Origin of the sequence: Pedobacter gandavensis, from assembly GCF_032677645.1 — a bacterium.
Lineage (GTDB): Bacteria > Bacteroidota > Bacteroidia > Sphingobacteriales > Sphingobacteriaceae > Pedobacter > Pedobacter gandavensis_A.
The window spans coordinates 346,202-369,305 of sequence record NZ_JAVTSB010000002.1 but is presented as its reverse complement, the minus strand read 5'-3'; the positions used below and the strand labels follow the sequence as shown (position 1 = coordinate 369,305).

Annotated in this window: 17 protein-coding genes; 16 read left to right on the top strand and 1 reads right to left on the bottom strand. The window is 39.7% G+C overall.

Going from position 1 to position 23,104, the window contains the following annotated elements; genetic code table 11:
- Position 1 precedes the first annotated feature (1 nt).
- From R2Q66_RS04985 to R2Q66_RS04945, 9 genes are all read left to right on the top strand, one after another.
- Positions 2-1,207, top strand: coding sequence for a glycosyltransferase family 4 protein (locus R2Q66_RS04985; RefSeq protein WP_316746897.1), 1,206 nt, complete (start codon positions 2-4; stop codon positions 1,205-1,207).
- A gap of 14 nt (positions 1,208-1,221) precedes the next feature.
- Positions 1,222-2,115, top strand: a complete 894-nt coding sequence (locus R2Q66_RS04980; protein ID WP_316746896.1) for an NAD-dependent epimerase/dehydratase family protein — start codon at positions 1,222-1,224, stop codon at positions 2,113-2,115.
- Positions 2,116-2,136: 21 nt separating this feature from the next.
- Positions 2,137-3,198, top strand: a complete 1,062-nt coding sequence (gene rfbB, locus R2Q66_RS04975) for a dTDP-glucose 4,6-dehydratase (RefSeq protein WP_316746895.1) — start codon at positions 2,137-2,139, stop codon at positions 3,196-3,198.
- Between the two features lie 2 nt (positions 3,199-3,200).
- Positions 3,201-3,746 (top strand): dTDP-4-dehydrorhamnose 3,5-epimerase, encoded by a 546-nt coding sequence (rfbC, locus tag R2Q66_RS04970; RefSeq protein ID WP_316746894.1) that lies wholly within the window; start codon positions 3,201-3,203, stop codon positions 3,744-3,746.
- Positions 3,743-4,615, top strand: coding sequence for a dTDP-4-dehydrorhamnose reductase (gene rfbD, locus R2Q66_RS04965; RefSeq protein WP_316746893.1), 873 nt, complete (start codon positions 3,743-3,745; stop codon positions 4,613-4,615). The genes rfbC and rfbD overlap by 4 nt, the downstream gene beginning before the upstream one ends.
- Positions 4,615-5,475 (top strand): glucose-1-phosphate thymidylyltransferase RfbA, encoded by an 861-nt coding sequence (gene rfbA / locus R2Q66_RS04960; RefSeq protein ID WP_316746892.1) that lies wholly within the window; start codon positions 4,615-4,617, stop codon positions 5,473-5,475. Before rfbD ends, rfbA begins: the two co-directional genes overlap by 1 nt.
- Before the next feature lie 38 nt (positions 5,476-5,513).
- The gene (locus R2Q66_RS04955; protein ID WP_316746891.1) at positions 5,514-6,422 is read left to right on the top strand and encodes a glycosyltransferase family 4 protein; all 909 of its coding nucleotides are present in this window, start codon (positions 5,514-5,516) and stop codon (positions 6,420-6,422) included.
- A 74-nt stretch (positions 6,423-6,496) separates the two neighbouring features.
- Positions 6,497-8,458 (top strand): nucleoside-diphosphate sugar epimerase/dehydratase, encoded by a 1,962-nt coding sequence (locus R2Q66_RS04950; RefSeq protein WP_316746890.1) that lies wholly within the window; start codon positions 6,497-6,499, stop codon positions 8,456-8,458.
- A 10-nt stretch (positions 8,459-8,468) separates the two neighbouring features.
- Positions 8,469-10,091, top strand: a complete 1,623-nt coding sequence (locus R2Q66_RS04945; protein ID WP_316746889.1) for a gliding motility protein RemB — start codon at positions 8,469-8,471, stop codon at positions 10,089-10,091.
- A gap of 122 nt (positions 10,092-10,213) precedes the next feature.
- Here R2Q66_RS04945 and R2Q66_RS04940 read toward each other — a convergent pair whose 3' ends face one another.
- The gene (locus R2Q66_RS04940) at positions 10,214-10,402 is read right to left on the bottom strand and encodes a hypothetical protein (RefSeq protein WP_316746888.1); all 189 of its coding nucleotides are present in this window, start codon (positions 10,400-10,402) and stop codon (positions 10,214-10,216) included.
- Positions 10,403-10,950: 548 nt separating this feature from the next.
- Here R2Q66_RS04940 and R2Q66_RS04935 point away from each other — a divergent pair.
- The 7 genes from R2Q66_RS04935 to R2Q66_RS04905 all read left to right on the top strand — a co-directional run bounded on the left by R2Q66_RS04935 (position 10,951) and on the right by R2Q66_RS04905 (position 23,074).
- Complete coding sequence (locus R2Q66_RS04935) at positions 10,951-13,524, top strand: TonB-dependent receptor plug domain-containing protein (RefSeq protein ID WP_316746887.1); 2,574 nt, start codon at positions 10,951-10,953, stop codon at positions 13,522-13,524.
- An 8-nt stretch (positions 13,525-13,532) separates the two neighbouring features.
- Positions 13,533-14,738 carry a DUF4876 domain-containing protein gene (locus R2Q66_RS04930; protein WP_316746886.1) on the top strand — a complete coding sequence of 402 codons (1,206 nt, stop codon included), beginning with the start codon at positions 13,533-13,535 and terminating at the stop codon, positions 14,736-14,738.
- A gap of 9 nt (positions 14,739-14,747) precedes the next feature.
- Positions 14,748-16,286, top strand: coding sequence for a DUF6850 family outer membrane beta-barrel protein (locus tag R2Q66_RS04925; RefSeq protein WP_316746885.1), 1,539 nt, complete (start codon positions 14,748-14,750; stop codon positions 16,284-16,286).
- 9 nt (positions 16,287-16,295) lie between these two features.
- Complete coding sequence (locus R2Q66_RS04920) at positions 16,296-17,417, top strand: cytochrome-c peroxidase (protein WP_316746884.1); 1,122 nt, start codon at positions 16,296-16,298, stop codon at positions 17,415-17,417.
- 231 nt (positions 17,418-17,648) lie between these two features.
- Complete coding sequence (locus R2Q66_RS04915; RefSeq protein WP_316746883.1) at positions 17,649-19,115, top strand: DUF3375 domain-containing protein; 1,467 nt, start codon at positions 17,649-17,651, stop codon at positions 19,113-19,115.
- A complete protein-coding gene (locus tag R2Q66_RS04910) occupies positions 19,108-19,680 on the top strand; it encodes a DUF4194 domain-containing protein (protein ID WP_316746882.1) in 573 nt (190 codons plus the stop codon). Before R2Q66_RS04915 ends, R2Q66_RS04910 begins: the two co-directional genes overlap by 8 nt.
- Entirely contained in the window at positions 19,673-23,074 is a 3,402-nt protein-coding gene (locus tag R2Q66_RS04905) for an ATP-binding protein (RefSeq protein WP_316746881.1), read from the top strand. The genes R2Q66_RS04910 and R2Q66_RS04905 overlap by 8 nt, the downstream gene beginning before the upstream one ends.
- Positions 23,075-23,104 lie beyond the last annotated feature (30 nt).

Below are 23,104 nucleotides of genomic sequence, written 5' to 3'. Positions count from 1 at the left end.
AATGAAAATTCTTGTTGTAACACAATACTTCTGGCCGGAAAGCTTTCGAATTAATGATCTTTGTATTGGACTTCATGAGCGAGGACATGAAGTGGTTGTTTTGACGGGAAAGCCAAATTATCCTAAAGGCCATTTTTATGATGATTATAGTTTTCTAAATAAAAGGCAAGAGAGGTGGAATGGTATTAAAATATATAGATCTCCTTTAATCCCGCGAGGCAATGGTGGTGGAATCAGACTTTTTATTAATTATTTGTCATTTGCTCTATTTGCATCATTAAAGGTGCTTTTTATTAAAGGGAAATATGATAAAATATTTGTTTATGAACCATCACCTATTACTGTCGGAATTCCTGCAATTGTTGCTAAGTTTAAATTCAATGCTCCTATTTATTTTTGGGTTCAGGATTTATGGCCTGAAAGTTTAATAGCTGGGGGTGGTTTAAATAACACAGTAATAATTCGAGTATTTAATAGTATCACAAAATTTATATATAAACATTCTAAGGTTATCCTTGTACAATCAGAGGCCTTTAGAACATACATAAATAATCAGGGTGTTATTAATGACAAAATAGTTTACTATCCGAATTCTACAGAGGCCTTCTATAAGGTTATGAAAAAAGATGAGGTTTTTGATAAACTGCTTCCTGAGGGCTTTAAAATTATGTTTGCAGGTAATATTGGCGAAGCTCAGGATTTTGAAACATTATTATTGGCTGCAAAAATATTAAAGGATAAGAATGTCCCAGTTAAGTGGGTCATTTTGGGCGATGGTAGAATGAAAAAGCATGTCGAGAATCAAATTCAAGAATTAGGATTGAAGTCTGTATTCATTTTATTGGGTTCTTATCCTGCAGAAGATATGCCTCGTTTTTTTAGTTGTGTGGATGGATTGATTGTGTCCTTAAAGAAGAACTATATTTTTTCCCTAACTATTCCATCGAAAGTTCAATCTTATCTTGCATGCGGAAAACCATTAATAGCTTCACTTGATGGTGAAGGAGCAAGAATAATTAAAGAAGCACAGGCTGGTATAGTTGCTCCATCAGAGGATTTTGAGTCTTTAGCTAAAGCCATAGAATTTCTATATTTCTTATCAGATGATAAACGACTATCCATGGGTAACTCTGCTAGAGAATATTTTGAGAAGGAGTTTGAGCGTGAAACATTAATTGATAAACTGGAAGTAATACTAAATGAATAGAAATTAATCATATAATGAAAATAACTGTTACAGGGGCCTCAGGTTTTGTCGGCAAGAACTTGGTTTCTTACCTTAATAGAGCTAAACACAATATAACGACCTTGTCTGCAAGGTTTATACCGAATCAAACATTTGAACTAAATAATAACGCAATAATTCATCTTTCAGGAAAAGCACATGATTTGAGAAGTGTGTCTTTGCCAAATGAGTATTTTGAGGCAAATTACGAATTAACGAGGCAACTTTATGACGCGTTTTTGGTGTCTGAGGCTAAGGTTTTTATATTTATTAGTTCCGTAAAGGCTGCAGTAGATTTGGTTGAAGGAATTCTTGTGGAAAACACCGAATGTAATCCTCTAACAATTTATGGGAAATCAAAATTAATGGCTGAGGAGTATATTCAATCTTGTCGACTTCCCGCTGGGAAATCCTATTATATTCTTCGACCATGTATGATTCATGGACCAGGCAATAAAGGCAATTTAAATTTATTATATCGGTTTGTGCGAAGTGGTATCCCTTACCCACTAGCGGCATTTGAAAATAACCGTTCTTTTTTAAGTATTGAGAATCTTTGTTTTGTAATATGTGAATTGTTAAAAAAAGACATTCCTTCTGGTATCTATAATGTTGCAGATGATGGAAGTTTGTCTACCAATGAGTTAGTTGAAATTCTTGCAAGTTCCTTAGGGAAAAAACCTAAACTTTGGCACGTTTCTTCTAATTTAATTAGATCAATTGCGGTGATTGGCGATAAACTTAAACTACCATTTAACACAGAACGACTTAATAAATTAACAGAGAATTACATCGTAAGCAATGCCAAAATTAAGGCTGCATTAGAAGTGGAATTTCCGTTGACAATCAAAGAGGGATTAAAAATAACGGCCACTTCATTTAAATCATAATTTTTAAAATTTTTAACTTCAATGGAAACTAATAAAACAATTTTAATAACGGGAGGTGCTGGGTTTATCGGTTCACATGTAGTTCGCCTATTCGTTAAAACTTATCCGAGCTACAATATTATTAATTTAGATAAATTGACTTATGCTGGGAACTTACTGAATCTCAAAGACGTTGAAGGATTTTCTAATTATAAATTTATTAAAGGAGATATAACGGACGCCGAGTTTATAAATGAATTGTTTTTGGTGGAAAAACCAGATGCCGTCATACATTTAGCAGCAGAGTCGCACGTGGATAGGTCAATCAGCAATCCAATGGAGTTTGTGATGACCAATGTAATTGGCACAGTAAATTTGCTAAATGCGGTTCGTAAATCATGGGAAGGTAATTATGATAAGCATCGCTTCTATCATGTAAGTACAGATGAGGTTTATGGTGCCTTGGGCGAAACAGGAATGTTTACAGAAGAAACGAGTTATGATCCACATAGTCCATATTCTGCTTCTAAAGCTAGCTCTGATCACTTTGTTCGTGCATATCATGATACTTATGGTTTAGATATTGTAATCTCAAACTGTTCCAATAATTACGGATCACACCATTTTCCGGAGAAATTGATTCCACTTGCTATAAATAATATAAAAAACAATAAGCCAGTTCCTGTTTATGGAAAAGGAGAGAATGTTAGAGATTGGCTTTGGGTAGAGGATCATGCTCGTGCTATTGATACCATATTCCATAATGCCAAAACTGGAGATACTTATAATATTGGTGGACATAATGAATGGAAGAACATTGATTTGATTCATTTACTTTGCGATATTATGGACCGCAAGTTGAACCGAAATTCAGGTGAATCAGCTAAACTGATCTCTTATGTAACTGATAGAGCAGGACATGATTTACGCTATGCAATTGATTCAATAAAATTGCAAACTGAACTTGGTTGGGTGCCATCGTTACAATTTGAAGAAGGTCTTGAAAAGACAGTAGACTGGTATTTGGAAAATGAATTATGGCTTGATAATGTTACCTCGGGTAATTATCAAGAATACTATGAAAATCAATACAGCAATAAATAATAATGGAAATACAAGAAACAGGATTAAAGGGGTGCGTGATTATCAAACCCAAGGTAATTGAAGATAGTAGAGGCTATTTTTTTGAAGGCTTTAACTCAGCGAGTTTTGAACGTCTTACGGGTATGTCTGGTGATTTTGTACAAGATAATCAATCTTTTTCTTCATTTGGAGTAATCAGGGGGTTACATGCTCAGGACGGAGATTATGCTCAAGCCAAATTGGTGCGCGTATTACAAGGTGAAGTTCTGGATGTAGCTGTTGATGCCAGGCCAGACTCCGATACATATGGACAGCACTTTGCTGTTCGTTTAAGTGCAAAAAACAAATTGCAGCTGTATGTTCCAAGAGGATTTTTGCATGGTTTTGCTGTACTAAGTGATACAGCTGAGTTTTTTTATAAATGTGATAATTTTTATAATAAGGAATCCGAACGAGGTATTCATTTTGGGTGTCCGGAGTTAAATATCGATTGGTTAATAGAGGAAGATAAAAGGATTATTGCTGATAAAGATCTTTCTTTGCCATTCTTTTCAAAAAGATTCATATGAGCATAAATAACACAACTCTGGTATTTGGTGGTATTGGCCAATTGGGAACCTGTTTAGAGAAAGTTAGCCGGGAAAGAGGCTTGAGTTCACTGGTATATCTGGATGAAATTCAGGGGAATATCTTAGACCTGAATTTATTACATACATTATTTCAGAAAGAATCTCCTCAATTTGTCATTAACTGCGCAGCTTATACTGCTGTAGATAAGGCTGAAGATGATTTTGAACTTTGTAAAAAGATAAATCAAGATGGTGCTGAAAACTTAGCTAGTCTTTGCGCTGAATATAATGCTACGCTTATCCATGTTTCGACAGACTTCGTTTTTGAAGGAAATCTGCCAAAGCTTTTAAATGAACAAGATATTGCGAATCCAATAAATGTTTATGGCAAAACTAAATTGGATGGTGAATTGGGAATTGCCAGGGTTTTAGAAGCACATTATATCATAAGAACCAGTTGGTTGTATTCAGAATATGCAAATAACTTTGTGAAAACCATGCGTATGCTAGGAACTGACCGTGATGAACTTGGTGTTATCGTTGATCAGGTTGGTACGCCAACTTATGCAATTGATTTAGCTGGTGTTATTCTAGATATTGTAGCAATTGACAATAAAGAATATGGAACTTATCATTATAGTAATGAAGGAGTAACATCCTGGTATGATTTTGCGAAAGGCATTTTTGATATAAGTAATATTGAGGTTAAATTAAATCCGATTCCTGGATCAGCTTATCCGACTAAAGCGATAAGACCTGCTTTCTCAGTAATGGATAAAACAAAAATTAAAACCACATTTGGTATTGCTATCCCTTATTGGAGAGATAGCCTTATTAAATGTATTGAACAGTTAGATAAACAATCATAATGAAAGGTATAATTTTAGCAGGAGGAAGTGGCACTAGATTGCATCCTTTAACGTTGGTGATGAGCAAGCAGATGATGCCGGTTTATGATAAACCAATGATCTATTACCCGCTTTCTATTTTAATGTTGGCAGGGATCAATGAAATTTTGATTATTTCTACGCCACATGATTTACCGAATTTTGAAAAACTATTAGGAGACGGTTCGAAACTAGGTTGTAAGTTTACTTATGCAGTACAGGAAACTCCGAATGGACTGGCTCAGGCCTTTGTAATTGGGGAAGAGTTTATTGGTCAGGATAAAGTTGCCTTAGTACTCGGGGATAATATTTTTTATGGTGATGGGATGGCTAAGTTATTACAGGCTAGTTCTGATCCAGTGGGTGGTGTGGTGTTTGCTTACCAGGTGGCTGATCCGGAACGTTATGGTGTGGTTGAATTTGACGAGAACAAAAATGTGATTTCAATAGAAGAAAAGCCAGAGCAGCCTAAATCAGATTTTGCAGTGCCAGGTTTGTATTTCTACGACAATGATGTTGTTGAAATTGCTAAAAATATACAACCTTCACCTCGGGGTGAATACGAGATTACGGATGTAAATAAAGAATACTTACGAAGAGGAAAACTAAAAGTAGGTGTTTTAAGTCGTGGAACAGCATGGCTGGATACAGGGACTTTCGCTTCATTAATGCAGGCTGGACAGTTTGTTCAGGTAATCGAAGAGCGTCAGGGCTTAAAAATTGGATGTATAGAAGAAATAGCTTATCGTATGGGATTCATTACTGGCGAAGATTTGAAAATCATTGCAGCTCCATTAGTGAAAAGTGGGTATGGTAGTTATTTATTGAAGCAAATTAAGTAATGCTCTATTTGATATTAATTCCAGTTTTTTTTATAGGAATGCTCTTGTATTTCAAGATTGCAGACCATTTTAACATTATTGATCATCCGAATGAGCGTAGTTCTCATTCGGAGGTTACCATTCGTGGAGGTGGAATAATCTATCTTTTCGCAGCCTTGGTCGCATTAGTGCTGCATCCGGAATTCTGGATGCCAATCCTGGGTTTATTCATTATAGGCATCATCAGTTTTGTGGATGATCGGATTACCTTGTCTGGCAAGGTTAGGATTGTTTTCCACCTGGCCGCAGTTACACTACTTTTTCTTTCCATAGGGATTTTTCAAATGTTACCATTCTGGGCTAGTATTCTGCTTTACATTCTGGTGATAGGTGTAATCAATGCCTATAACTTTATGGACGGGATTAATGGGATTACAGGCGCCTATAGCATTGTAGTGCTCGGCGGATTACAATATGTAAACTACGAAGTGATTAACTTTATCCAGCCTGATCTAATCTGGTTACCGATTTTAGCCACTTTGGTTTTCTTGTTTTTCAATTTCAGAAAGCGGGCAAAGTGTTTTGCCGGAGATGTAGGAAGTGTAACTATTGCTTTTTGGATTATTTTCCTGGTATTGAAACTGGTATTGGTGTCTGAAAACTATGCTTATGTATTATTTTTAGCAGTCTATGGAGTAGATACTGTCTTGACAATTATACACCGGCTAAAGTTAAAGCATAATATTTTCGATGCACATCGTCTGCATTTTTACCAGATTTTAGCCAATGAACAAAAATGGCCGCATTTATTGGTATCTACGGTCTATGCAGTATTGCAATTGGGCATTATTGTTGCTGTGGTGTATTTGCCTTGGCATTTTTTAACTGTTTTTTTAGTTACCACTATACCACTGGTCTTGATCTATTGTCTGATTAAACCCCGAATAGTTGTAGTAACAGAAATGTAATTTATACCTGAGATTAAGTATTACTTTATGGTTTATATTTTATTAAATTTGGCAAGATGTACTAATTAAGCTCTATGTTCACTAAACTTGAAATTGTATCCCGCTGGATTATCTTTACCATTGATATCTGCCTGAGCCTCCTGGCTTTACTGTTTGCCGTTATTTTACAGCACAACTTTATCATTGATAAAATTAATTTTATAGGATTTTACAAATCTGTACTGTTGGTGATCGCCGTAAACACTTTGGTGTTCTATAGTGTGAAAACTTTTGCAGGTATTGTAAGGTATACCTCGGCACAAGATTCCTTCCGGATTTTGTTCTCAGTTATTCTAAGTTCCTTAGTTATTTTCTTTACCAATGCCGTGATCATTGTAGGCACAGGTAACTCTGTGGTGAGCAATGTTGCCATTGTGATCTATACACTGTTTAGCTTCCTGATGTTGATTACCTATAGAATTATTGTGAAATACTTCTTTATGTACCTTAAAAATGCGAAACTGGATAAGATCAGAGTGATCATTTATGGAGCAGGTGAAGCAGGGGTAGCGACTAAGCGGACTTTTGACCACGATGCTAAAGTAAACAAGACCATCATTGCCTTTGTAGATGATGATTTGAGAAAAGTAGGAAAAACCATTGATGGGGTCAAGATTCTGGATGCTTCCCAATTGGAACATTTGATTGTAAAGCATGAAGTAGATGAAATCATTTTTGCTTCTTATACGATTGCACCAGACAGAAAAAATCAGGTAGTAGATGTGTGTTTAGAAAATAATGTAAAAATATTGAACATTCCTTCGCCTGATGTATGGGCAAGAGGACCAGTGACTACTGCTCAGATTCAAAACTTAAACATCGAAGATCTTTTAAACAGAAAACCCATTGAGATTGATATCGATGGGATTCAAAATCAATTGAAAGATAAACGGATTTTAATTACCGGTGCTGCCGGATCTATCGGATCTGAGGTCGTTAGACAGTTGTTGAAATTTGAAACCGGCTTAATCATTCTATGTGATCAAAGTGAGACCGCATTACACAATATCTATTTAGAATTAGAAGAGACTCATGCCAGTACCAATTTCCATGCTTTTATTGGAGATGTAAGGGACGAAAAGAGAATGGAGTTTCTTTTTGAAACATACAAACCACACTACGTATACCATGCAGCAGCTTATAAGCATGTGCCATTAATGGAGGATAACCCTGCTGAAGCGATTAAAACAAATGTAATGGGGACTAAGATGATTGCTGATAAATCAGTGAAGCATGGGGTTCAGAAGTTTGTGATGATTTCTACGGATAAAGCGGTAAACCCGACCAATGTAATGGGCGCCTCTAAGAGAATTGCAGAGATTTATGTACAGTCCTTAAATAACTCGCTGCACCATACCAATCATATTTTTAGCAATGGATTAAGTTATATCAACGACTTAAATACAAAACCGATCACCAAATTCATCACCACTCGTTTTGGAAATGTGTTAGGTTCTAACGGATCTGTGATTCCTCGTTTTAAACAACAGATTGAAAAAGGTGGCCCGGTTACCGTAACGCATCCGGAAATTACCCGTTATTTTATGACCATTCCTGAGGCTTGTCGCCTGGTATTGGAAGCCGGTTGTATGGGTAAAGGCGGAGAGATCTTTGTTTTTGACATGGGTAAATCGGTGAAAATCGTAGAACTGGCTAAAAAGATGATTCGTCTAGCTGGTTTGGTGCCTAATGAAGACATTCAGATTACCTTTTCAGGCTTAAGACCTGGAGAGAAGCTATTCGAAGAATTATTGAACGATAATGAAAATACGATGCCTACGCACCATGAGAAAATCATGATTGGTAAGGTAAGAGAATATGATTTTAATGAAGTGCAATTGCAATTGGTGAAATTGGCAGGTTATGCAGTAACCGACCATACCACTAAAGTAGTACAGCAGATGAAAGTCATGGTTCCAGAATTTAAAAGTAAAAACTCCATCTTTGAAGAGTTGGATGTGGCACGTCAGGAAGCTCCTGGAATACCGCAGAACTAGAACACCCCTCATGAATTTTAAAATCAAACATATCTCCTGGATAGGAGTCCTCATTTTTGCGAGCTTTAACGTTAAAGCACAAACGCCTAATGTTAATATCCCATATTCTTACCCATTCTACCAGAAACTAAACAAATCTGTTTACGATGTAAATAACCGCATGCACTCTTCCATCAAGGGCTATTATGCGGATGATTCTTTGTTGGTTCATCGCTATAATGAATTGATGAAAATGGGTACAGATTCTTTAAATCATCGTTCCTGGTTAAGAAGGAAAATCACAGAAGAACACTTATTGAATTTTAAAGGGGAAGACTATGAAGTCTATGCCGATTTCCTGCCTGATTTTCAGATTGGAAGGGAATTTTCTGAGGGAAAAACGACCTGGATCAATACCAGAGGTGTTCAGTTGGGTGGAACAGTTGGAAAGCAGTTTTCTTTTTATACCAATGTCTATGAAAATCAGGGGGTATTTGCCAATTACCTGACAGATTTTATCAATAAAAACCAAGTGATACCAAGTCAGATGGCTAGTAGTAAGTTGGGTGCAACCACTAAAGACTGGTCTTATGCAACGGCTTTATTGTCTTACACCCCTAATAAGCATTTGAATCTGGCGGTTGGTTACGATAAAAACTTTATTGGGGATGGATACCGTTCCATGTTACTTTCGGATGTAGCCGCAAACTACTCATTTGTAAGGTTACGTGCGAGTTTAGGAAATGTACAATACCAAACGATTTTTGGCTATATGTTAGATCCTGGTGCAGAGAAACTAACCACAGATAGACGTTTAGGAGATCGTGGGAAATGGGCAGCAATGCATTATATAGACTGGAACGCAACGAAGCGTTTCTCTATCGGATTTTTCCAGGCAGTGACCTGGGCAGATGCAGAACCGGAAGGCAAAAGAGGCTTTGATTTTAACTACATCCATCCTTTTATCTTCCTTCGTTCTGTGGAAAGTGCAAATACGACCTCTCCTGATAAGATGCGTTTAGGGATCAACACAAAATATGAGATCTTAGATAAAACAACGGTGTATGGTCAGTTTATGATTGATGAGTTTACCGCTAAAGAGTTTTTTGGTAATAAAGGTTATTGGGCAAACAAATGGGCTTTACAGATCGGGTTCAGAGGTTCTGACTTATTCAAAGTTGATGGACTGAATTACCTGGCCGAGTTTAATACAGCCAGACCTTATACTTACGCACACTTTGATAGAGTATCAAACTATGCGGCCATGAATCAGCCTTTAGCACATCCAATGGGGGCGAACTTTAAAGAAGTATTGGGACTGATGAATTACTCGTATAAACGTTTCGATTTTCAGGGACAGTTGATGTATGCGAGATATGGTTTGGATCCGGAAGGAAAGAACTATGGTAAGGATATTTTTCAATCGTATGACACCAGAGTGTCTCAGTATGGCAACTATATCGGGCAAGGTATCAAAACTAACTTATACTTCGCTGAAGGACGCGTAGCTTACCTTTTAAATCCAAAGTATAACCTTCGCCTGGAAGTAGGAGGGGTTTATAGAAGAGAAAGCAATGATCTGGGAACTAAAAACACCGGCCTAATCACATTCGGATTAAGAAGTACGTTCAGAAACTTATATCAGGATATGTAATCCTGTTGAAACAATATTCATGGAAAGGGCCAGCATTTAAAAAATGCTGGCCCTTTCTTATATTTTACTTGAGGGAAGATCTTGGGCGATTCTGCTAATCCTTGATGTACCTTAATTATTGATTATTTAGAAAGGCCTTTTAGCAATTCTTTAGCAGGAATAGATTTTACATTTCCATCTTTATCACCAATAATTAAGCTTTCGTTATTTGAAGCCGCTTCTTCGGCTAATTTTCGCAAAGCTTTTTTGAGCCCAATCATCACCTTTTCAGTGAATGTAGCGTTTTGATTTATTGGATCAAGGTTTTTCATGGCTTTGTTGCATTATTCTATTCCAAAGTTCGGCATTAAAAATTGCTATTATCCGCATTTATAAACTCCTGGCATTTCAAGATTTCGGGTAGTATCGTATAACTAGCAGTGGTTTTACCCGAACCATTGCATCCTGATAACGTACAAATTAGGCATCTGAATTATTGGTTAACTTAATGTTTAATCTTGCAATCTAAAAAAAAATCCTTTTATCAAGGTTTATATAGGTAGGAAATTATAGATCAAGGTTTTTGTCACCTTTAGTTCATGGCTTAATTCTTCAACGTAATCACTTGCTTCTTTGTTACTCTGTTTCTTCTGCTATTTACTTATGTATGAGCTATTTCGTGTTTAAAATGCAACTTCTATTTTGAAATTGCATAAAATCTCCTGTGTTTTTTCCACCATCAATCAACAGGTCAGCATCCTCGTGTAATTTTTGAAATTTCTCTTTTTTTTTAGAGAATAAAGCCTACTTTTGCGTTTAATTAGATTTCTTCTAAATAACGAATGTAGATTAACTCGTTATTTTTCAATTAATAACAGGGATGCGGGGTAGCGATTATTTTCTTTTTATACTTATTTGTCTGATTTCAGTAACACTCATATTACCGGCCCAGGCGCAACAAAAAGACAAAAAAAACAATCCTTCTAAAAAGGATACAGTAAACAGTAAAGTCGACAGTTTAAAGGCAAAACAGGTTTCACTGGAGGAAGTGGTCATCACGGCTAAAGAATCCAAAGGTTTAAGCACCTCGTCGATCATTGACCGTCGGGCAATGCAGCATTTGCAACCTTCTAGTTTTACCGATTTATTGGCCTTGCTACCGGGAGGAAGATCAGTAGACCCTAACCTGAAAACTGCCAATTTAATTGGCTTAAGGCAGACAGGTACACCCAGCAGCGACTACGATATTTCTTCTTTAGGGACTTCATTCCTGATTGATGGCGCGCCCATCAGCACCCGTGCAAATATGCAATATACCGGTGGTTTAACCGGACAAACCGATCTCAACACCAAAAGAGATGTGACGGCTAAAGGTTTAGACATGCGAACCCTTTCCACCGATCAGATTGAACGGGTGGAAGTCATCAGAGGGATCCCTTCTGTAGAATATGGCGACATCACCAGTGGTGTCATAAAAATCACCCGTAAACAAGGCGAAAGCGGTGTTGAAGCAAGGTTTAAGGCCGATGGATTTAGCAAACTCGCTTATGTAGGGAAAGGTTTCGCCTTTCCTGCACAGAAAATACTGCTGAATGTAGATTTTGACTTCCTCGATGCTAAATCGGATCCCACCAACCGTTACGAAAACTATAAAAGAATAAATACCTCCATCCGACTGAATAAACTTTGGGAAAATAACACCAGAGACATTAACCTGAAGAGTAGTCTGGATTATGGGACTTCCATGGATAACCAGCGTACCGACCCTGATATCGACCTGTTGGGCATAGATAAATATAAATCTGAGTATAACCGACTGGCTTTTAGCAACAGCCTGAACATTGATTTTCACCAGCAAAAATTCCTGAAATCTATTGTAGTCAACTCTTCATTGAGTATGCAGCGCGATCAGATTAATCAGACAAAATGGGTGCAGACAGATGCTGCGGCAATCTTAAACCCTTATACGGAACCAGGCGTCCATGATGTCGGTTTCCTTCCTGCAAATTATACGGCACACCTGTTGGTAGATGGTAAACCTATCGACGGTTTCCTGAAAGTGATGGCCAATATGGGTTTTAAATCCGGAAAAGTCAACCATGCGATATTGGTAGGAACAGAAGCGAATTACAGCAAGAACATGGGCCGCGGACAAGTATTCGATCCTTATTTTCCACCTTCAAAGGGCATGACCACCAGACCTAGAGCCTATAGTGACATCCCTGCAACGAAAGACTTGTCGTTTTTTGCGGAAGATCGTATTGATGTTAAACTAGGCGCGCATAAATTCGAAATGGTAGCAGGTGCCAGAGCTATGATGATGGCAGGCCTGTCGGCAGTAGACCCGCGTGCCAACGCACACTGGACTTTGCCGAAAATCAACATCGGTACCCAACAGTTACAAATAGAACTGGGCGCTGGAATCGGCTGGCAAAGTAAATTCCCGGTCATTGCTCAGCTATATCCGGATTATACTTATATGGATATGGAACAGCTCAACTATTACCACAATAACCCGGAATATAGAAAGGCGAATGTCATGACCTATAAGTTTCTGGTAGAGAATCCCAACCTGCAACCTGCAAGAAATAAAAAGTGGGAGCTGAAAGCAGATTTCTCCATGAACCGCAACAGATTGAGCATTACTTATTTCAAAGAATCCATGTCCAACGCCTTTAGAAATGGCACGGATTTGAGGATTATGGACTATAAGAAATACAATACTTCCGGCCTGGATCCGGATAAGATTACCTCGGCGCCGGATATTAAAGACCTTCCTTATGAGGACTGGAGAAGGATGACCTTGCTAAGTGTGGTGCAAAATGGAAGTGCCTTATATAAGGAAGGTATCGAATATCGTTTCTCCAGCGCCAGGATGAAAAAAATCAATACCCGCGTGACCATAGATGGTGCCTGGTTCAAGTCGGTTTATCAGAATAGTTTACCGGTTTATAAAATGAAAGACCTGGTGATTGATGACAAAGATTTCACCTACGCCGGTCTCTATGCGGAAAATGATGGCTATATCAGGTCACAGTTGAATACCAATATGATGATCGATACCTACCTGCCGAAAATTGGATTGGAATTTTCTACCTCTATTCAGAGCAGGTGGTTCTCCAGCAAACAAAATGCCCGTAGAAGCGGAACCCCAATGTCATATGTAGGCATCGATGGGATCAGTCACCCCTATACAGAAGCGGATAAATCCGATAAGTACCTGCAATGGCTAAACACGAATGTTTCGGATGAGCTGTTCCGGAAGAATACCATCCCAATGGATATAGACGTCAATTTTAAGGTGGTCAAAAACTTTAAAGACAAAATCCGCATGGGCATGTTCGTGAACAGGTTATTTAACTATGCACCGGATTATAAGGTGAATGGTTTTACAGTGAGAAGGACTGGATTAAACAGCCCTTATTTTGGAATGGAATTGAATTTTAATTTATAATAAAAGAGATGATGAAGATGACTCTACGTAATTTATGGATCCCGCTTTGTGCATTATTACTGCTCAATGCCTGTAAAAAAGATAACACTTTGCAGTTGAATGCTGTGGCTTTAACCCTGACACTTCAAAATCCGGCAGAGCTTACAGAGGCGAAATTATCGGAAGTAAAAGTGACTTTTAAAGAGATTAACAGCGGTAAGGTAACCGTAAGTACGGAGGTAAAGGATCAGAAAATGAACATCTCTCTGAGCGAAGGTTCTTATGATGTGAGTCTGGAAGGAACGGTCGAATATAAACTTAACGGAGAAACGAAGCGTAGAAAAGTTGGCGGCCTTAAACAAGGATTGGTGCTTACCGGAACGCAACACGTAGAAAATTTAGCCATGTTTACCGTGCTGGAAGGTAAAGGATTTGTGATTCAGGAGATCTTTTTCACCGGAACACAAACTGCCCAGAACAAGCCATATACTGGTGATAAGTACTTTGTGATCTTTAACAATTCCGCAGAAACGCTATATGCGGATGGTTTGGTAATTGCGCAGTCGGACTTTCTAACGACAATGAAAAGAGCCTATACGCCTGATGTCATGTCGCAGGCAGTAGCAGTAGGCGCTGTCATCAGGATCCCGGGATCTGGAAAAGATCACCCTGTATTACCAGGTAAATCTATCGTCATCGCTGATGATGGGATCAACCACAAAGAATTTAACCCGGTTTCTGTAGACCTGACAAAAGCAGATTTTGAGATTTTCACCCCTAACAGAGAAGATGTCGACAATCCGCAGGTTAAAAATATGGAAAATGTATACAGTAGAATGGTTTTCCATGACAGAGGATTCTCCAGTTATGTATTGGCCCATTTCCCTGATGGCACGGACGACTTTTTGCTCAATCAAAAATATGATTATAGCTATTCGCTGCTCGTAAACGGTGTGGTTTATCCAATGGATCAGGAAGAATATAAAATTCCAAACAGCTGGATCATCGATGCGGTAAACTTAAGCGTACAGTCGGAATTTCAATGGATCGTAACAGACCCTTCTTTAGATATGGGATGGACTTTCTGCGGTAAAATTGCCTCGGATAAAACCAGATACGGTAAAAGTGTAAGACGTAAAGTGCTTTCTACTACGCCTGAAGGTAGGGTGATCTTAAAAGATACCAATAACTCCAGCCTTGATTTTGATGCGGAAGCGAAGCCTTCCTTAATGTAATAAAAGATAATGTTGAAGCAATTACAGGTTTTTATAGTGATCATGATCGCTGGTGTCGGTTTTTCCCATGCCAGTGATACCACCAGGCTGGATAGCCTTGCGCTGCTGAAAAGAGTCAGGGAATACCAGGCGCCGGTCACACAGTTTACCGATGGCTTTTATAGCAATCCTGCCTTGAAATATTATGCCCGGAATTCCTCGCTAACGGAGTTGAATGCCGGCTATAAGGAAAGTAAACAAGGGAGGTATGAATTGCAGCAGGGGAACGGCGGACAACGTTTTGGCTTTAATACTGAAGCGTTTTTGAAGCATAAAGGCAAGGATGCCCTATGGGGTTCAGCGACCTATTCTAATGGGAAAAGGAAGAATGTGCAGTGGAATGAAAGTTCTGATTATGCCATTGTGGCCCCTTATGTAATGGCAGATACGGTAGGTGGCGATCTGTCTTATGAAGAATATTCATTTAGTGGCGGATATGGGATGCTGCTCGGTAAAACGACATTAGGGATCACCGGGGAATACAGGGCCTTACTGGAATATAGAGATATCGATCCGAGGCCTAAAAATATAGTGTCAGACCTGGGGTTTGAAATTGGTGCCTCCAGGGCATTAAATCAGAAATACCAGCTGGCCATGGGCCTTTCCGCCAGAAAGTATAGCCAGCAGAATATCATGAAGTTTTATAGTCCGCTGGGTACACCGATGGTTTACCACATGACGGGCCTCGGGACTGATAATAAGCTGATCGCCGGGAATAAACTGGAAAACTACTACACTGGTTCAGGGTATGGATTCCAGTTTCAGTTAGCCCCAAAAGATAAGATCGGTTTGTTTTCTACCCTGGAATACCGCGATTTCTCTGTGGAAAAAACAACACAGATTGTATTGCAGGTCTTGCCAATGTCGGAACTGAAATCTAAACTTTGGAAAGGCGAGCTGGCTTATTTACTGGGAAATCAGGAACGCCAGTATGGTTTAAAATTAGCTGTGGCCAATGAACAAAGATCTGGGATTGAAGCGAAATTTGACAACCGTGGACAAGACAATTTTGTGCAGATCGCTTCCAGTAAGAACTACCTGAATGAGCAGTCGGAATTCCGGTTAACAGGGATTTACAATGTGCAAAAGCAACAAGGATTGTCCTGGCAGGTATTGGCCGATATCGGCTATACAGCAGATAGAACAGAATATGTAGAGCCTGCCAGAAGCATGGATTTTTCCGCCATAAGCGGTGGTTTAAATGTTGGCCTAAGCAGTCTGATCGGGAAATCGATGTTGCAGGCCGCTCTTGGAGGAAGACTTTCTAAAAATGCCAATGCAACACGCTCATGGTCAGATTTAAACACCTCAAGCGCAGTTTACCGCATGTTGGAAAGTAACTATGCTTACCATATTTCCGATTATCAACAGTTAAATTTGTCCGCCAGATGGGACTACCCCCTTAAAAACGGAATGGGCATCTCCCTGAAATCGGTTTACAGTTATACCGCTTTCGATTCAAAATATACCGGAAATCAGTTCCTCCTTACCGGAGGGATCACTTTTTAATAAATTACAATGAACAGAATATTGATCATCCTTTCTTTTCTTTTGATCTTCGTGATCGGCTCCGCTTTTTATGCAGAAGATGAGCAGGAAACTTTAAGAGCACAGTACAGTAAACCAGTTAGCCAATGGCCAAAACCAACGATTGACAGTGGTGTGAAATGGACGGAAATGAGTTCCCTTCCTGCAATTGACAGTACTTATTTTGACCTGATGGCTGAACCAAAGGTGATGTTGGGACAAATCCTGTTCTTCGATCCATTGCTTTCCGGTTCTAACCAGGTCTCTTGTAGCAGTTGCCATGATCCGGAAATTTCCTGGGGAGATAAACGCGCTGTAGCCCTTGGAAATGATCATTTACAAGGCAATAGAAATACGCCTTCTCTGCTCAATGTGGCGGAACGTAAATCTTTGTTCTGGGATGGCAGAGCGGCATCTTTGGAAGCTCAGGTGGATGGCCCGATCACTGCGCACCATGAAATGAATATGAAACCTCAGGCTTTGCCGAAGAAATTAGGGAAAATCAAAGGCTATAGAGAACTGTTTAAAAAAGCTTATGGACAGGAAAAGATCACTTATCCACAAATTGTGGAATCCTTAGCTGAATTTGAAAGAACGATCAGAAGTAAAAGGAGTCGCTTTGACCGTTTTGTAGATGGGGAAAGCAAAGCTTTAGACGATCAGGAGCTGCATGGCCTACACCTTTTCCGCACCAAAGCGCGGTGTATGAACTGTCACAATGGAAAATACCTGACGGATGAAGATTTTCACAACATCGGACTTACTTATTACAAACGTAAACACCAGGATTTAGGAAGAAATCTGATCACCGGAAAACCGGAAGATGCAGGAAAATTCAGAACACCTTCGCTAAGAGATGTGATGCATACCGGTCCATGGATGCACAATGGCCTGTTCGATAATATTACAGGCGTTGTCAACATTTACAACAGTGGCATGCACATGATTGATCCAACGGAAGCACAGGCCAAAGCTGATCCGCTATTTCCGAAAACAGATCCCTTGTTAAAACCATTGAAATTAACCAATGGAGAGATTAAAGCTGTTGTTGCTTTTATGAATGCGATTTCAGCTACACAGTATCATATGGCAAGACCGGAATTGCCAAGATAATTCCCGGATTCAGATCGCTGATAAAAAATGTCAGCTCCGGTTCTTTGAAAATATATCCTCCCGGATTTCTTGCAATCTGTCTGGTAGACAGTTCGTTTACATACCCTGGTCCGGAGCTTTTCTGAGCCCCGGAAAGCCAGAAATCCCCCCTTGTCATTTTTGAAAATATCGCGGCAAAATGGGCCTTTGGGAGGGATTTTGCGTACTTTTGCGGTCTTTTAACTTATGCCGATGATAGACAGTGCCAAAATTCTTGACGTACTCAATAGCTCACCAAGTGTGAATTTGCTGAAGCTGAGGAACAGGGATATTGTGATAGAATTTCTTATCAATACTTTTATGAATGAGGAAGCAACCGTTTCCTCCGATCATGTTCATTCCTTGCTGGCTGATTTTCTGGACCTTAAGCAAGTAGATAAAGATGAAGAGAATGAAATTGAAAGCTTTGACTCTTACGAGGTAAAGGCTAGAAAATATGTGAGGAAGTGGACGGATAGTGGTTTCTTAACCAATTATCAGGACGACCAGGGGGAAATATTCTACGAGATTTCCGTGCATTCCAGCAAAACCATCGACTGGTTAATGAGCCTCCAGAAGAAAGAATTTGTAGGTACAGAATCCAGGTTTAAAGATATTTTTAATCAATTGAAAGAATTGGTAGAGTTTACCAATGGAGACCGCGACAATCGCCTGGCCATGTTAGAGGAAAAACGCCTGGAAATTGAACACCAGATCGAACAACTCAAAGCAGGTAAAAAGGTAAAGATCTACCAGGATTATGAGGTGATTCCACGATACAACCAACTCACTCAAGGGGCAAAAGAACTATTGTCGGACTTTAAAGAGGTGGAAGATAACTTTAAAGACATCACCAGAAGGATTTATCAAAAACATGCCGAAGGTAGTTTAACCAAAGATCATATCCTGGAATTTACCTTCGATGCTTTAGATCAGATTAAGGACAGTCAGCAGGGTAAAAGTTTTTACGCCTTTTGGTCGTTCTTATTAGATCCTGTTTTACAGGAGGAATGGACTACACTGAGCAATACTTTGTTCGAAAGATTAGACGAAAGAGGTATTGTAGTTGGCGATTTCTTCTTGAAAGGGATGAAGAAATACCTTCATGCATCCGGTCAGAAAGTGTATAAAGCAAATGATAAGATGGCAGAGAAACTCGGCCGTATCATTAGAGAATCTGAGGGTTCCAAAATTCAAGTCACGCAGAACATCATCCAGGAGATTAAAACGATGTTGATTGAGGTGGGCAAACAGGAAAACCGTCCGGATATTGGATTGGTTCTGGAGTCTAACCTGGAGATCTACCCGTTTTTTGAACAGCGTTTAATGCTCGAACAACCGGAAGAGCTGCTATACAAAGTAAGGCCTAAGCTGGCCGATAAGGATATCCTGAGCTCGCGCCATCTTGGTAAATTATTCGGTCAGACAAAGATCGATAAAGAAGTGCTGCGGAAAAAAATCAGAACGGTATTGTCAGGGAGAGCCCGCGTTTCCCTGTTCGAAATTATTGAAGCAGATGGGGGCATCGCAGACGGCCTTCCAGAGCTGTTTGGCTACTTATCCGTTGCCAAAGAATTTAAACATACCATCAACCCCGAAAACACACAGCGTATTTTATTCGATGCTCAAGGGCAGAAATCGATCAACGTACCTGAAGTAATCCTATTGAAGAATGAGTAATTTTGAAGATAAAACAAAGCCTTATTCCAAGGCAATCATCAGGCTGTTGAAAGGCCCGGTGTACTCCCAATCCAGCGTTTGGGAAGATATTATTCATTACCAGCGAGAGATTCAGCACTATTTAAATGTGATTGGTCTGGAACTGATTCTGAAAAAAGAAGAAGGCCTGGCTTTCTTCAAACAGTTCGAAAACAATGAAGGCAATACCATGGGACTTATTTCCCGCCGCCAGATTGGTTTCGAAACCTCTATCGTCCTGGTGATCTTACGCCAGATGCTCGAAGATTTTGACAGTAATCCAACCTTAATTGATGGCAATGAGAAATTCATCAGCCATAAAGAGATTCGGGAAGAGATCGAATTGTTCCTGCCTGAAAAATATAACCGCGTAAAATTCCTCAAAGAACTAGACAGCTATATCCGCAAGATTGTGGAGCTGGGTTATTTGAAAGAGCAACAGGAAGCTGATGCAGAACCGGTTTATCGGATTCAACGCATCATCAAGGAGAAAGTAACCCTGGATGTTTTAAAAGATTTTAAACTGAAACTGGAGGATTATGTATAGTTTATTTAGCACGAGTTCCGATAAAGCAGGATACCGACTGCAATACATGGAAGTGTACAACTGGGGAACATTTGATGGGGAAATCTTCAAGATTTCACCTAAAGGAAACAATTCCCTGCTAACAGGTGCAAATGCCTCTGGTAAAAGTACGTTTATTGATGCTTTACTCACTTTGTTGGTTCCGGTGAAAGGGGATCGTTTTTATAACCAGAGTTCTGGTGTAGAAAAAAAGGGAGATAGAACGGAAGAAACTTATGTATATGGCCATTACGGTAATATTCAGAATGAAGGGGAGCTAAAAGCAACCACCCAAAAGCTGAGAGACCATACCGCTTATTCGGTTTTACTAGCCTGTTTCGAAAATACAGAAGGACAGGTGATCACCCTGTTTCAGGTGCGTTGGTTTAGCAATGGCGAGCTGAAAAGAAGCTTCGGTATTGCGCATGTGCCGCTGGAAATTGAAAAAGACTTTGGCCAGTTTGATGGTAAAGGAATCTGGAAAAGACGCCTGGATAAGATCTATAACTATGCAGTTTCTAAAAAGCGCGTAGAGTTTCTGGACGGACCAACCAAGTACGCGGAAAGAATGGCACACCTCTTTGGTATGCGTTCGGTAAATGCTTTGAGCCTGTTTAATCAGGTGGTTGGGGTAAAAGTGCTGGAAGATCTGGATGAATTTATCCGCATGAACATGCTGGAACATCAGGATGCCGAAGCGGAGTTTATCCAGCTGAAAGAGAGTTTTATCACCCTGATGGATGCTAAAACAAATATCGAAAAGGCAAAAGAGCAGATCGCACAGCTTTCGCCAATTGATGACCTGGCTACACAGCTTTCGCAAATTGAAAGCAAGCTTTCGGTATTGCAGAAAGATAAAGACACGGCTGTTTTCTGGTTCGCCGGAAAAGGAGTCGAGCTGATCAGCGCCAAGCTGGAGAAAAATAAAGAGACGCTGCAACAGCTGAAACTGGATCTGATCCTGTTGAAGGAGAAAGACGAAGCAGCAAGGAAACAGGAGAGAGCGCTTTCCATGTCCATTGAAAATGAAGAAGTTTGGAAACAGATTGAAAAGATTGAAGAGGAGATTAAGCAAGCGGAGAAACTAAGGAATCACCGTCAGCATAAGTTAGAAAGCTATAACCGCTTGGTGAATGAGCTGCAACTTCCTCAAAATCCAGATGCCGGGGTGTTTGCAGATTCCAGAGCTTTAACGCAGGAAAAACGCTCGGAAGTAGACGTACAGCGCGAACTGGAAGAAGAAAAGAAAAGACAGATCAAGAATGAGATCGACAGGCTACAGGTAGAAGTGGATAACTTGTTGGCAGTAGTCGGATCTCTTCAAAAGAATAAAAATAACATCTCCGGAAGAGAAGCAGACATCAGGGAAGATATCCTGGCACATGTTGGCGCAACGAAGGACGAACTGCCATTTATCGGGGAACTGATTCGCGTAAGGGAAGAAGAACTGGATTGGGAGCCGGCAATTGAAAAGGTCTTGCATAATTTCGCATTAAGACTGATCGTTCCGGAAAAATATTACAATGAAGTCAATGCTTATGTGAACCGGACCAACCTGAAAGGGCGGATTACCTATCAGCGATACAAAGGTTTTACTTCAATGGGAAACCTCAGAAGGAAGTCGAATGAGGGGGATTTACTGGTTAACAAGCTCGAATTTAAAGAGGGCAGTACCTATTCGGAATGGTTAGAAGATGCGATTGCCGGACAGTATAATTACAGTTGTGCAGAAAGTCTGGAAGAATTTAACCGCTATGAAGAGAAAGCGCTGACGAAAGAAGGGCTGATCAATGCGGTCAAAGGAAAACATGAAAAAGACGATCGTCCACACATCGCCAGAAGAGAGAACTTTGTACTTGGATGGGACAATAAGGATAAGATCACGCTCCTGAAAAATGAGTTGACCGCTTTCCAGGATCAGCAAAAAGACAACCAGCAGCAATTGGAATTCATCAACCAATCCATCAAAAAGATGGAGGAGCTGAAAGAGAAATTCTACCAGTTGTATTCTGATTATGCCGTGTTTGAAGACCTGAACTGGGCAGTTTATGCGCAGGAAATTGAAGAAAAGAAAACGGTAAAAGAAAGTCTGGAGAAAACCAACGACAAGGTCAGGGAGCTGCAAAAGCAACTGGAAATTGTAAAGGGACAACTAGACGCAATTGATAAAGAAAAAGAGCGTAGCGTGAAGCTGAAGCACGATACGGAATGGATGAAGCAGAGTTTGGAGAAGGAACTGGCGCTAAACAAGGACACTTTAACCGTGTTTGATGGTCATGAACTGGACGTTACCGAATTTGAAGCGACACATGAACATTTATTGAACATTCAGCATGTCAACTTTAAGGCAACGCAGGACAGTTTCAGGGAGCAGAATATGAACCTTGGAAATGACCTTCGTGCAGAAAAGCATAAGAAAGAAAATGCCGCCAGAATCAAGATCAATAACTTTAAACAGCCTAATGAGCAGCTCATTCAGAAGTTTAAAGACTGGCGTTCTGATGTGAATGGCTTGCCGGATTCTACCAACCTGGAATTCATCAGCGAGTACCAAAAGCGCCTGCAACAGCTAAGAGAGGACAATCTTCCTAAATATGAGCAGAAGTTTGAGGCCTACCTACAAGAAACAATCATCAATAAAATCGGTGATTTCAGGATGTTCTTTGAGAACTGGGCAGAATCGATTAAAGAGAACGTAAAGGTCTTAAATGAAGCCCTATTTGAAATAGATTTCAAAAGTACACCGAAAACATACATCCAGCTGGTTGCACCGGACAGGATTTATGAAGATGTGAAAACTTTTAGAACGTTATTGAATAGTGCAATTCCTAACGGCCAGGAAGGCGACGACCTGATTGAAGGGAAGAGACGTCATTTTGACCTGCATATCGAACCTTTAATTGAGAAATTAGAGCAAGAAGAGTGGCGTAAAAAAGTGATGGACGTGCGTTCCTGGTACAGCTATAAAGCGGAAGAGTTTTATAAGGAAACCGGTCAGAAATACAAGACTTATGAGAATATGGGCCAGCTTTCCGGTGGAGAAAAGGCACAGTTAACGTATACGATTTTAGGTTCGGCAATTGCCTACCAGTTCGGCCTGACTAAAGAAGGATTGCAAAACAATTCTTTCCGTTTTATCGCCATTGATGAGGCTTTTAAGGCTCAGGATGAGGATAAAGCACGTTACCTGATCACTTTATGCAGACAGCTGCATTTACAATTGCTGGTGGTAACGCCTAGTGATAACATCCATATCGTGGAAAATGACATCTCTTTCGTCCACTTTGTGGAGCGTAAAGACGAAAGACATTCCTGGTTGTATGACATGCCAATTGAACAGTTTAAAGCAGAAAGAGAACACTTTGTGAAAGACTAAGGTTCGGGTTCTTATTTTTAGTTTGTAATT

Excerpts from the sequence above, each read along its gene's own strand:
- R2Q66_RS04985 (WP_316746897.1), top strand. The coding sequence starts at position 2 with ATGAAAATTCTTGTTGTAACACAATACTTCTGGCCGGAAAGCTTTCGA.
- R2Q66_RS04980 (WP_316746896.1), top strand. The coding sequence starts at position 1,222 with ATGAAAATAACTGTTACAGGGGCCTCAGGTTTTGTCGGCAAGAACTTG.
- rfbB (WP_316746895.1), top strand. The coding sequence starts at position 2,137 with ATGGAAACTAATAAAACAATTTTAATAACGGGAGGTGCTGGGTTTATC.
- rfbC (WP_316746894.1), top strand. The coding sequence starts at position 3,201 with ATGGAAATACAAGAAACAGGATTAAAGGGGTGCGTGATTATCAAACCC.
- rfbD (WP_316746893.1), top strand. The coding sequence starts at position 3,743 with ATGAGCATAAATAACACAACTCTGGTATTTGGTGGTATTGGCCAATTG.
- rfbA (WP_316746892.1), top strand. The coding sequence starts at position 4,615 with ATGAAAGGTATAATTTTAGCAGGAGGAAGTGGCACTAGATTGCATCCT.
- R2Q66_RS04955 (WP_316746891.1), top strand. The coding sequence starts at position 5,514 with ATGCTCTTGTATTTCAAGATTGCAGACCATTTTAACATTATTGATCAT.
- R2Q66_RS04950 (WP_316746890.1), top strand. The coding sequence starts at position 6,497 with ATGTTCACTAAACTTGAAATTGTATCCCGCTGGATTATCTTTACCATT.
- R2Q66_RS04945 (WP_316746889.1), top strand. The coding sequence starts at position 8,469 with ATGAATTTTAAAATCAAACATATCTCCTGGATAGGAGTCCTCATTTTT.
- R2Q66_RS04940 (WP_316746888.1), bottom strand. The coding sequence starts at position 10,402 with ATGAAAAACCTTGATCCAATAAATCAAAACGCTACATTCACTGAAAAG.
- R2Q66_RS04935 (WP_316746887.1), top strand. The coding sequence starts at position 10,951 with ATGCGGGGTAGCGATTATTTTCTTTTTATACTTATTTGTCTGATTTCA.
- R2Q66_RS04930 (WP_316746886.1), top strand. The coding sequence starts at position 13,533 with ATGATGAAGATGACTCTACGTAATTTATGGATCCCGCTTTGTGCATTA.
- R2Q66_RS04925 (WP_316746885.1), top strand. The coding sequence starts at position 14,748 with ATGTTGAAGCAATTACAGGTTTTTATAGTGATCATGATCGCTGGTGTC.
- R2Q66_RS04920 (WP_316746884.1), top strand. The coding sequence starts at position 16,296 with ATGAACAGAATATTGATCATCCTTTCTTTTCTTTTGATCTTCGTGATC.
- R2Q66_RS04915 (WP_316746883.1), top strand. The coding sequence starts at position 17,649 with ATGATAGACAGTGCCAAAATTCTTGACGTACTCAATAGCTCACCAAGT.
- R2Q66_RS04910 (WP_316746882.1), top strand. The coding sequence starts at position 19,108 with ATGAGTAATTTTGAAGATAAAACAAAGCCTTATTCCAAGGCAATCATC.
- R2Q66_RS04905 (WP_316746881.1), top strand. The coding sequence starts at position 19,673 with ATGTATAGTTTATTTAGCACGAGTTCCGATAAAGCAGGATACCGACTG.